The 11,328-nt window shown below is 63.0% G+C and carries 7 protein-coding genes; 2 read left to right on the top strand and 5 right to left on the bottom strand.

All coding sequences use genetic code 11. From position 1 onward, the window contains the following. Positions 1-839: pseudouridine synthase (locus WCA85_RS31305; RefSeq protein WP_424068942.1), on the top strand; the 839-nt coding region annotated here is incomplete at its 5' end. 215 nt (positions 840-1,054) lie between these two features. Here the strand turns inward: WCA85_RS31305 and def are convergent. Both def and ligA read right to left on the bottom strand, forming a co-directional pair. Beyond that, positions 1,055-1,588, bottom strand: a complete 534-nt coding sequence (gene def / locus WCA85_RS31300) for a peptide deformylase (RefSeq protein WP_424068940.1) — start codon at positions 1,586-1,588, stop codon at positions 1,055-1,057. 5 nt (positions 1,589-1,593) lie between these two features. Continuing rightward, on the bottom strand, positions 1,594-3,636 hold the full coding sequence (gene ligA, locus WCA85_RS31295; RefSeq protein WP_424068938.1) for an NAD-dependent DNA ligase LigA: 2,043 nt from the start codon (positions 3,634-3,636) through the stop codon (positions 1,594-1,596). A 268-nt stretch (positions 3,637-3,904) separates the two neighbouring features. On the opposite strand from ligA, the gene WCA85_RS31290 reads away from it, so the two are divergent. Beyond that, positions 3,905-4,750 carry a hypothetical protein gene (locus WCA85_RS31290; protein ID WP_424068936.1) on the top strand — a complete coding sequence of 282 codons (846 nt, stop codon included), beginning with the start codon at positions 3,905-3,907 and terminating at the stop codon, positions 4,748-4,750. Positions 4,751-5,038: 288 nt separating this feature from the next. Here the strand turns inward: WCA85_RS31290 and WCA85_RS31285 are convergent, their stop codons facing one another. The 3 genes from WCA85_RS31285 to WCA85_RS31275 form a co-directional block, all read right to left on the bottom strand. After that, complete coding sequence (locus tag WCA85_RS31285; protein WP_424068935.1) at positions 5,039-6,271, bottom strand: cell division protein ZipA C-terminal FtsZ-binding domain-containing protein; 1,233 nt, start codon at positions 6,269-6,271, stop codon at positions 5,039-5,041. 97 nt (positions 6,272-6,368) lie between these two features. Continuing rightward, positions 6,369-9,887: a chromosome segregation protein SMC gene (gene smc / locus WCA85_RS31280; RefSeq protein ID WP_424068933.1), complete on the bottom strand. Its 3,519-nt coding sequence runs from the start codon at positions 9,885-9,887 to the stop codon at positions 6,369-6,371. Between the two features lie 148 nt (positions 9,888-10,035). Continuing rightward, positions 10,036-11,058, bottom strand: coding sequence for a DMT family transporter (locus WCA85_RS31275; RefSeq protein WP_424068931.1), 1,023 nt, complete (start codon positions 11,056-11,058; stop codon positions 10,036-10,038). Between the last annotated feature and the right edge of the window lie 270 nt (positions 11,059-11,328).

Genomic DNA, 11,328 nt, shown 5'->3' with positions numbered 1-11,328 from the left:
CCTCCGCCGTCGCCCGACCGGCTCGCTCCGAGGAAGCGGCGCCGCGTGCGTCCGCACCCCGCCGCGATCATGACGATGCACCGGGCACGTTGCGCCTGTCGAAGCTGATGTCGGAACTCGGCCTGTGCTCGCGCCGCGAAGCCGACGAATGGATCGAAAACGGCTGGGTGCGCGTGGACGGCGAAAAGATCGACACACTCGGCACCAAGGTCCGTCCGGATCAGCGCGTGGAGATCGATCCGGCCGCCCAGGCCATACAGGCGCGTCTGGTGACGATTTTGATCCACAAGCCAGTTGGCTATGTGTCGGGCCAGGCTGAAGACGACTATCAGCCCGCCGTTACGCTCGTCACACCCGACAACCGCTGGGAAGGCGACAATTCGGACATCCGCTTTTCGGTGTCGCATCTGCGCCATCTCGCGCCGGCAGGCCGTCTGGACATTGACTCCACGGGGCTGCTCGTACTGACCCAGGACGGCCGCATCGCGAAGCGGCTGATCGGTGGCCATTCCGAGGTCGAAAAGGAATATCTGGTCCGCGTGACCTACGGCGAGATGACGACCGAAATCGATCAGCACTTTCCGCCTGAGAGCCTCGCGCTGCTGCGCCACGGCCTGTCACTAGACGACCAACCGCTCAAACCGGCCAAGGTGAGCTGGCAAAACGGCGAGCAAATGCGGTTCGTGCTGCGCGAAGGCAAGAAGCGCCAGATCCGTCGCATGTGCGAACTGGTCGGGCTGGAAGTGGTCGGCTTGAAGCGCGTACGCATGGGTAGCGTGCCGCTCGGCGCGCTGCCGCCTGGGCAGTGGCGCTATCTCGCGCACGATGAATCGTTTTGATGAGTCTGAGGCCGCACAGGGTTAGTGACGCGGCCTGAGCGCGCGGCCACGCGCTCATACACGGTCTGGTTGTGAAGAAGCCCACGCAAATTTGCGTGGGCTTCTTTTTGCCTAACCCGGTCCATATGCGGCGCGACGCACATCGAACACTCACAGCAAGGCGACTTCGCAGTCGACACTTTTCCGGCGCCAACCTCACCGCTCAGTCGCGAGGTTCAATCGTCGCTATTCGGATCCAGATCCGGGAACAGCACTTCCGTGAAGCCGAACTTGGCGAAATCGTTGATCCGCATTGGATAGAGTTTGCCGATCAGATGATCGCATTCGTGCTGCACGACGCGTGCATGAAAGCCTTCGGCGACGCGGTCGATCGCCTTGCCGTACTGATCGAAGCCGTGATACCGGATCATCGAGAAACGGCTGACGGCGCCGCGCAGACCTGGCACAGACAGACAGCCTTCCCAACCCTCTTCCATGTCCTGCGACACCGGCGTGATGGTGGGATTGATGAGCACCGTTTCTGGCACCGGCGGCGCATCCGGATAGCGCTCGTTGTGTCCGAAACCGAATATCACCACCTGCAGGTCCACACCGATCTGTGGCGCGGCCAGACCCGCCCCGTTCGCATCGTGCATGGTCTCGAACATATCCTTGATAAGGGTATGCAGCTCGGGCGTGTCGAAATGGTCGACCGGAGTGGCGATGCGCAACAGACGCGGATCGCCCATCTTCAGAATTTCGCGGATCATGTTATCTACCCCTCCAGGAGCTTACGCATACCATCTTCGTCGAGCACAGGGACGCCGAGTTCCTCAGCTTTCGCAAGTTTGCTGCCCGCTTCGGCGCCGGCCACCACGTAATCTGTTTTCTTTGACACCGAGCCGGCTACTTTCGCCCCCGCCGCCTCGAGCATTTCTTTCGCTTCGTCGCGGCCCATGGTCGGGAGAGTGCCCGTCAGCACGACCGTCTTGCCTGCCAGCACACCTTGGGGCGCCTTAGGCGCAGGCGGACCTTCCTGCCACGTGACCTTACCCGGTGCGCGCAATTGTTCGATCACCGTGCGGTTGTGCTCTTCGGCAAAAAACTGATGAATCGACTCCGCGACCACGGGACCCACGTCGTTCACTTCCAGCAGTTCTTCGACCGAGGCGTCCATGATTGGATCGAGCGAGCCAAAGTGCTTCGCCAGATCTTTCGCCGTCGATTCGCCCACATGACGAATGCCCAGCGCGTAGATGAAACGGGCCATCGTGGTGTGCTTGGCCTTCTCCAGCGAATCGAGCAGATTCTGCGCGGACTTTTCGGCGAAGCGGTCGAGTTCGGCGAGCGTGGCAAAACCCAGATTGAACAGATCCGCCGGCGTGCGCACGAGGTTCAGTTCGACCAGTTGATCAATGATCTTCTCGCCCAGGCCGTCGATATCCAGCGCCCGGCGCTGCGCGAAGTGCCATAGCGCCTGCTTGCGCTGTGCCGGGCAAAACAGGCCGCCCGTGCAACGCGCGATTGCTTCATCGGGCAGACGCTCGATGGCCGAACCGCACACCGGGCAATGCGTGGGCATGACGAACTCTGCCGCGTCGGCGGGCCGACGGTCCAGCAACGCGCTCACCACCTCGGGAATCACATCGCCGGCGCGCCGCACGATTACGGTGTCGCCAATGCGAATGTCCTTGCGCCTTACTTCGTCCTCGTTATGCAGCGTCGCGTTCGTCACCGTCGCACCGCCAACGAACACCGGCTCGAGGCGCGCCACCGGCGTAATCGCGCCGGTGCGCCCCACCTGCACGTCGATGGCCAGCAGTCTGGTGAGCGCTTCCTGCGCCGGAAATTTGTGGGCAAGCGCGAAACGCGGGGCACGTGAAACGAAGCCTAGTGTGTCCTGTTCGTCACGTGCGTTGACCTTGTACACCACGCCGTCAATGTCGTACGGAAGCGCGTCGCGCTTTTCGCCTACTGCGCGAAAGAAGCCAAGCATTCCTTCCGTCCCCTCAACGACTGCGCGCTCGCTATTCACCGGCAGACCCATCTCGGCGTACCAATCGAGCATCGAGCTGTGGGTCGCCGGCATTGGCTCGCCGTCGAGCACGCCGATTCCATATGCAAAGAACGACAAGGGCCGTTGCGCCGTGATCCTCGAATCCAGTTGGCGCAGGCTGCCCGCCGCAGCATTACGCGGATTCGCAAATTCCTTGAGTTCGGCTGCGCGTTGCCGCTCATTCAAACGTTCGAAGTCGCGCTTGAACATCAGTACTTCGCCGCGCACGTCGAGCGCCTTCGGCACTCGCGGCCCTTTTAGCGTAAGCGGAATGGAACGGATCGTGCGGACGTTTTCCGTCACGTCTTCGCCGGTCGCGCCGTCGCCCCGAGTGGACGCCTGCACGAAGCGGCCCTCGACATAGCGCAACGAAATGGCCAGACCATCGAACTTCAGCTCGCACGCATAGCTGACAGGCGTTTTGCCTAGCGCGTCGGCAATACGTTTGTCGAATGCGACGATGTCTTCGTCCGCGAACCCGTTGTTCAGCGACAGCATGGGTTGATCGTGCACGACCGGCGTAAAGCCGCTCGCCGCCTCGCCCCCCACCCGCTGCGTGGGTGAGTCGGGTGTGATCAGATCCGGATGCTCGGTCTCGATCTGTTGCAGCTCCTTGAAGAGCTTGTCGTATTCCGCATCCGGCAGGTCGGGCTGATCGAGCACGTAGTACGCGTGGTTCGCGCGTTCGAGTTCCGCGCGCAACCACACGGCACGTTCCGCCGGCGCGCTGGTTGCAGGATTTGGGACAGTGGTTCGAGGCATGCTATCGGAAGATTCGCCGGTGAAATTCAGACGCCAGATTATCTCAGGAACCGCTTTCGATGGACATTGGCTGGATGGCCAGTTTGGTGCGCCAGATCACTGAGCCTCGGTTCAGCATACGGCGTGCCGCGCCATCCCCATTGTTCGCCCCGTACGCCTTGGCCGGATGGCTAACGTACACGTCGACGCGTTGACAGGTAAGCGGCGCGATGCGACCGTAAGCGCCTCAGCCAAACCCCATGTCGGGGCATCAACCGTAGGAGCGCGCATGAAAGGTCTTACCGCGATCAATGCAACCAGCAGGCGGCTCGTCTCGCTTACGGTGACGCTTTGCCTTGCACTGCTGATGTGGCATCAAACCTTAGCGCACGCCAGCGAACAGGTTGTCAGTGTTCCGCTCGCGGATAACGGGTCGATCGCCTATCTGTTGACGCAAAAAGACGGCAGTCAGCCGACATGGATACTGGTGATGTTCCCCGGGGGAGACGGCGCAATGGAGTTCGCACAAGCGACTGATGGTGCGATCAGCATGCGGCTGAAAAACAATTTCCTCGTGCGTACACGTACCTTGCTGGTCGACGACCGCTTCGCCACCGCGATTGTCGACGCGCCTTCCGATCAGCCGGGCGGCTACTCGGATTCGTTTCGTGCGTCACCGCGCCACGCGCAAGACGTCGCGCGCGTCGCGGCCGATTTGCGCACGCGCTTTCCAACGGCCAAGCTGATTCTCGTGGGCACCAGTCGTGGAACCATTTCCTCGGCGTATCTGGGTCGAGCGCTACCGGGAAGTTGGGACGCCGTCATTCACACTTCAACGCTCAGCAGTCCGGCTCGCGGTCAGGCTTTGCCGTTGGACGGCTTCAACTACGGGGAAATTCATGCGAGACAACTCTTCGTACACCACGTCGACGATGGATGCTTCCTGTGTTCATTTAGCGCGGCCAAAAGCATTGCTGAAAACGGTTACGATCTGATCGCAGTAAGCGGCGGCAGCGCACGCGGCAACCCCTGTGAAGCGATGGGGCATCACGGTTTTTATGGTCAGGATCAAGCCGTGGTAGCCGCGCTCAAGGCGTGGATCAGCGGCGGTGATTGGCCTAAGGAGGTGAATTGACGTGCGCGATCTGAGCATGCGCATGCGGCCCGACTCGCCTACGCACCTCGACACGGTCATGTGCCTCGCGACGCTTAGTCGCCTGCCACGCTGCTCATGTGCCTCGACACGCGTACCCGCCTCAATACACCGATGTGCAAGGAAACGGCGGCAATCCCAAACAGCCCGCGAGCCTTCAACGCCGGTCAATCGGTGCGGTAGAGATTTGGCGGATTATTCGTGCACAACGCGCGCCCTTCAGTGACAGAAACCACCCGCACAGGGAACGCGCGTTGCAACAAAGGCGACTTACTGGCTAAACAACCGGCGAGTCGCCGGCGAACCAGCAGGAATGCCCGCCTGTTCCAGTTTGGCGTAGAGCGTCATCAGTTGCTTTTCGATGGCCAGCAGCGCCGCTTCCGGCAACGGACGGCGTCCGTCGTCGACCACCCGGCCGCCAATCCGCTCGGACAATGACTTGGCGTAATCGCACATCAAACGGAACGGCAGGATGTCCTCGTCGGCAACCGGCACGTCGAGCACCAGCGTGATCATCTGGCCACCCTTGTACGTGAGGTCGTCGCGCAGGAAGTTAGTGTCGCCGAACTGCAGCATGAACACCGGGCTCTGTTTGCCGTCGAGCTTCACGAAGCGCGTACCGTCGCGCGAGAGCAGCAGGCCGTCTTGTGATGCCACCGCTTGCACGTAGTTAGCCGACCAGGGCGCGCCGTCCGACAATACGTTGATCGACAGTTGCGCGTCGCACTGTGCGGCAAAGCCGTCGAGCTCGCGCGCCATCGCCACCGTTTCCATCATGTCGGGGAATTCAGGCGCGGCATCGATCGCGTCGGCGAACTGTTGAACGCCGGTGACGAACTCGGAGAACTCCAGCTCGTTAAGAGGGCCGCTGCGGTTGGCCAATTGAGCCGCCGCACGCAACTCTTCGTAGCGCACGCCGTTTTGCAGCAACTCCCAAATGCCGCCACCTTCCGGCTTGCCTTCAATATGCACCGGCTTGCTGCCGGCCCGGCGCAGACGCTGTGCGAGCGGAATCACCTTGTCGCCGGCAAGCGGGCCAGCCAGGCGGATCGGCACGATGCAGTCGATGCGGCGGTCAACAATGGCGGGCGGTGCGGACGAAATAGTCGTCGCGGCGGGAAGGATCGGCTCGACCGGACCGTCTTGCGTGCCGCTTGCAGCCGCCTCGCTCTCAGTCTCGGGAAAGCCGTTCGGCGTGGTGGTCTCGGCCTGAATGTCGGCAGCCGTATCGAGCGGCGCGACCGTACCAAAGGTTGGCTCGACACGGGAGCCCGTCTCGCCCGCTTCGTCGGACACAGGCTCGCGGCGCGTGGTCGGCCGAGCCGGTTCGATGAAGGGGCTTTGTTCTTCCTGATCGTCCCGCGCAAAGGCCTCGGCCGTATCGGCGGGCATGGGCCTCGGCATACGGCGGCGCACTTTCGCGCCCTGCCATGCGTTGTACACCACCACCCCCCCGACCACCACGGCGCCCGCGCCGATCAAACCGAGTGTCAACTCGTCCATGCATGCTCCATCAGCAATTCTTCTGTTTGCGTAGCGTCCGACCTGCGTCGCGCGGCAAGCGAGCCGCAGCGGTGCGCGCAGGCGACGCCGTCCTGACTCAAACGATATTCTGGGCGAAACCCGCGGCGCTTTCCATGTCGACCGCAACGATCCGCGACACACCCTGCTCCTGCATCGTCACGCCGATCAGCTGCTGTGCCATCTCCATCGCGATCTTGTTGTGCGAAATGAACAGGAATTGCGTCTTGTCCGACATCGCGCGCACCAGATTGGCGAAACGTTCCGTGTTGGCGTCGTCCAGCGGCGCGTCCACTTCGTCCAGCAAGCAGAACGGCGCGGGATTCAGCTGGAACATGGCGAACACCAGCGCGGTCGCCGTCAACGCCTTCTCGCCGCCCGAGAGCAAATGAATCGTGGAGTTCTTTTTGCCCGGCGGTTGCGCCATTACCTGCACGCCAGCGTCGAGAATTTCGTCGCCGGTCATGATGAGCCTGGCCTGGCCACCGCCGAACAGACGCGGGAACAGCTCGCCAAAATGCCGGTTCACCTCGTCGAAGGTGCCCTGCAGTAGCGTGCGGGTTTCCTGGTCGATCTTGTGGATCGCGTCTTCCAGGGTTTCGATGGCGCTCGTCAGGTCGGCCGACTGCGCGTCGAGGAAGTTCTTGCGCTCGCTAGCCGCCTTCAGTTCGTCGAGCGCCGCCATGTTGACCGGTCCGAGCGCTGCAATTGCGTTGTTCAAACGCGTGACTTCGCCTTGCAGGTAGGACGGCTTCATGTCCGGCGTCAGCTTCGCCTGCAGTTCGGCCTCGTCGACACCCGCTGCGGTGAGCTGTTCGATGAACTGTTCGGCGTTCAGGCGCGCGGCCTGTTCCTTCAGTTGCAGCTCGTTGATGCGATCGCGCAGCGGTTGCAGCGCACGCTCTGCGGTCAGACGCGTTTCGTCCGCTGCACGCAACTTGGCGGTCAGATCGTCCAGTTCGAGACGCGCGGCATGCAACGCCTCTTCTTTGACCGCGCGAATTTCCAGCGCGCCCTGCAAGCCGGTATGCGCGGTTTGTTCGTTGATCGTTTCCAGTTCCGCGCGTGCGTCTTCCAGCGACGCCGCGACCCGCTCGCTTTGCTCATGCGCGACCTGGATGCTGCGCTTCAGTTCGTCAATGCGGTTCGCCATGTTGCGCGCGGCAAAGCGCGCATCGGTGGCGGCGCGGTCGAGATCGCGTGATTGCGCACGCGCAGCGGTCAATTCTTCATCGAGGGCTTCGAAGGCCAGTTGGTTGTCTTCGAAACGCGCCTGCAACTCGGCCAGTTCGGCGTCGTGCCGCTCAAAGTTCGCCTCCGACTCGCCACGCAGCGCGCGTTGCTCGTCGATCTGGCCGGTAATCTCTTCGAGTTCCTCACGAATCTGCGTGCTGCGCTGCATGTAGCGCTCGTGCGCCTGGGTCAGCTTGAGCACGTCCATTTGCAAGGCATGCACGCGTTGCGTCGCACGCTCGGCTTGCTGACGCACGTCCGCTAGCGTCTGCGAGGCCTGCGTATGCGCCGCTTCGGCGCGAATTGCTGCGGCCTTCGCTTCATCCGCGAGCAGCGCCTGGGCACGCACCTGACGCGTCAGGTTTTCGATTTCCTGCTGACGGGCCAGCATGCCGGCCTGTTCGGAATCGGCCGCATAGAGTTGCACGCCGACGCGGGTCACCACATGGCCAGCCTTGACGACGAACGAACCGCCTTCGGGCAGTTGCGAGCGCGCCGCCAGCGCCTGGGTGAGATCGTCGGCGACGAATGCAAGACCGAGCCAGTCGTTCAGAACCGCACGCAGACCGGCATCGTCGATACGCACCAGCGACAGCAATGGCCGCAGGTTCGGCGTTGCGGCAGTGGGAGCACCTGCAACGGGCGGCGCATAGAACGCGAGCTTGGCAGGCGGCGCATCGGTTGCGAAGGCCTTGACCCAGTCCAGATTGGAAACTTCGAGCGCGGCAAGCCTCTCACGAAGCACGGCCTCAAGCGCCGTTTCCCAACCCGCTTCGACGTGCAGCTTCTTCCACAAACGCGGCAAGCTGTTCAGCTCATGCTTTTCAAGCCACGGCTGGATCTTGCCCTCGGTCTGGACGTTTTCCTGCAATTGCTTGAGCGCGGCGAGGCGTGCATCAAGCTGATGGATCTGCGCGCTTTCCGACTGCACACGCTCCTGTGCGCTACGCCGCTCGCCATCCAGACGCGGCAGCGTTTCCTGCGCATCAGCAAGGCGCGCCTGCGCGTCATGCAGAATCTCTTCGTGCTCGGCGAGCTGCATGCGCAGTTCTTCAAGCTGAGCCTCATCCGGAGCGTCCAGACCGCCCGCTTCGGACTTCAGGCGCTCATGACGCTGCTGCAACTGCTGGAGTTGCTGATCCGCATTGCGTTGATGCGCGGCTTCGAGCTTGAGCGCCTGTTCGGTCTGCGCAATTCCGCCGCGCTCTTCGTTCAGTTGCGTCTGCGCATCGCGCCAGCGTGTTTCGAGGGCGGGCATCGCGTCATGCTTTGCCGCGGCTTCGTCCTCGGCGACGGCGGCCTTTTCTTCCGCCACCGCCAATTGCTCTTCCGCGTCTTCGAGGTCGCCTTGGGCCTTCTGCGCCTGCGACAGCCACTGTTCGCGCTGGGCGGTCAGCGCCGCAATCTGCGCTTGCACGCGGTTACGCGACTCGACGATAAACTTGATCTCAGCCTCAAGGCGGCTCACCTCGGCGTTCGCTTCGTAGAGCGAACCCTGGGCGCCCTGCATTGCGTCGCTGGCCGAATAGTGCGCGACCCGCAGCGTTTCGAGTTGCGCTTCGACTTCACGCAGTCTCGCCGTCTGCGCTTCCAGATCGATCTGCGCCTGTTCGATGGCGCGTTGCTGGCGTTCCTGCTCGCCGCCGGCTTCGTTCTTGCGCAACAGCCAGAGAAGGCGCTGCTTCATCTCTCCGTCAGCCTGCAGTTCCTTGAACTTCGTCGCGACGATGGCCTGGCCTTCGAGCTTTTCCAGGTTCGAACCGAGTTCGCGCACGATGTCCTCGACCCGCGTCAGATTCTCGCGGGTGTCGTGCAGGCGGCTCTCGGTTTCGCGGCGGCGTTCCTTGTACTTCGACACCCCGGCGGCTTCTTCGAGAAACACACGCAGTTCTTCCGGCTTCGCCTCGATCAGGCGCGCAATCATGCCTTGCCCAATGATGGCGTAAGCACGCGGCCCGAGGCCGGTGCCGAGGAAGATGTCCTGGATGTCGCGGCGGCGCGCCGGCAGGTTGTTGATGTAGTAGCTCGAGGTGCCGTCGCGCGTGAGCACACGCTTCACGGCGATCTCGGCATACTGGCCCCACTGGCCGGCAGCGCGGCCGTCGGCATTGTCGAACACGAGTTCGACGCTGGCGCGGCTACCTGGCTTGCGCGCGGTGGAACCGTTGAAGATCACGTCCTGCATCGACTCGCCGCGCAGCTCGGAAGCGCGCGATTCGCCGAGCACCCAGCGCACGGCGTCGATGATGTTGGATTTGCCGCAACCATTGGGACCGACCACGCCAACGAGCTGGCCCGGAACCTGGAAATGCGTGGGATCGACGAATGATTTGAAGCCAGCGAGTTTGATCGAGGTCAGACGCACGGCGATATCGCTGATTGAAAAGGGAAATTGAAGGTGGACCGCAAGGGCCTCGCGCGCCGTTCTCCAATACAGCAAAACGACCTGCGCCAGCCCCGCGATACGGGCGCCTTGCGGGCCTGGTCAGGCGCGCGACGGCAAGCAGGGGCAATCATACCATCGCGCGTGAGCCATCCTTACGCCTCGCGTGAGGATCGCCGCCTTTATTGGCATCGTTGACATCGCGCGTGGCTTCCAGATCCGCGTCGAGGGTCGCCTCGGGGTGACCGCCTGTGTCCGGCGTGGCCCGGCTTCGATGCACCCAACTCGAAAGCGCCGAAGCCAGCACGATGCAAAGGCCGCCCGCCCATTCGCGCGGGCCGGGTGTCTCGCCGGCAAAGAGCCATGCCGACAGCGCCGTCACGACGATCTCGAACAGCATGATGATCGAAGCGCGATTCGCGGGAATGCGGGCCACGCCGTATTGCACCAGCATGTTGTTCGACGCCAGCAGAAAACCGAGGCCCAGCACGAGCAAGGCTGCGGTACCGAGATGGGCGCCAGTGGGCGGCGCGGGCATCGCTTCGAAGAACGACGCGCAAGCGCTAAACAGTGCGGCGCCGCCGAAGATCGTCGCCGTGCGCATTTCCGGCTTCATGCCCGGCAACACGCGGCTCGTCTTCAGGATCAGCACGTTGCTCATTGCAAAGCCCATGCCGCCCGCGAGCCCCGCCCATTCGGCCAGGTTGCCGGGCACCGGCAGGCCAATCTGCGGCGACCACAACATGGTCATGGCGCCCGCCAGCGACAGCGCGGCAAGCCCCGCACCCGACCAGGTCAGGCGCTCGCGCAGTATGAAGTGGGCGAACAGCGCGGTCCAAGCCGGGGTCAGGTAGAACAGCAGCAACACGCGCATGACCTGGCCGTGGATCGAGCCCCACACGAAGCCCAGGTTCGTGATCCCCGCAGCAAGCGCTAGTGCTGGCAACAGCCAGTGCCAGCGCACCGTCTTCAACGAGCGGTAGCGCACCACCAGCACGAACAGGCATCCGGCCCCGCTCGTTAGCGCGCTCGCGGCCGTGCCGGTCACGCCAAGCGCTGCCAGCATGCGCAACGGATACCAGATCATGCCCCACACCGACGCGCCCAGCATGATGGCGAGCGTCGGCCAGCTCGTGCGAAGCCAGTTGTTCATGGCGCCTCGCTCCCTGCCGGATGCGCGCCGACCGGTTGCTGGGCGGCGGCCCGCCAGCCCAGCGGTTTCACTTCTACTGCCACCTGCATCGTCTCTCCAAGTTCTATTCATGCGGCCCGTCTGACGCGGGCCCTGCCATCGTAACCGGCTTGCAACCGTCCGTGCCAGCCCAGCCCGCCGGGTCCGGCGCCACGCTATAATCATCGGTCCGCCGCCTGTGCCGCTCATTAACCGTATCCGCGTACCACGCGTACCACGGTCATTGTCGTC

Source organism: Paraburkholderia sp. (genome assembly GCF_049581445.1).
In the GTDB taxonomy this organism is placed as follows: domain Bacteria; phylum Pseudomonadota; class Gammaproteobacteria; order Burkholderiales; family Burkholderiaceae; genus Paraburkholderia.
Note: the sequence above shows the minus strand (reverse complement) of the source record. Positions and strands in the feature narration are given on the sequence as shown.

Excerpts from the sequence above, each read along its gene's own strand:
- ligA (WP_424068938.1), bottom strand. The coding sequence starts at position 3,636 with ATGCCTCGAACCACTGTCCCAAATCCTGCAACCAGCGCGCCGGCGGAA.
- WCA85_RS31275 (WP_424068931.1), bottom strand. The coding sequence starts at position 11,058 with ATGAACAACTGGCTTCGCACGAGCTGGCCGACGCTCGCCATCATGCTG.
- def (WP_424068940.1), bottom strand. The coding sequence starts at position 1,588 with ATGATCCGCGAAATTCTGAAGATGGGCGATCCGCGTCTGTTGCGCATC.
- WCA85_RS31290 (WP_424068936.1), top strand. The coding sequence starts at position 3,905 with ATGAAAGGTCTTACCGCGATCAATGCAACCAGCAGGCGGCTCGTCTCG.
- WCA85_RS31285 (WP_424068935.1), bottom strand. The coding sequence starts at position 6,271 with ATGGACGAGTTGACACTCGGTTTGATCGGCGCGGGCGCCGTGGTGGTC.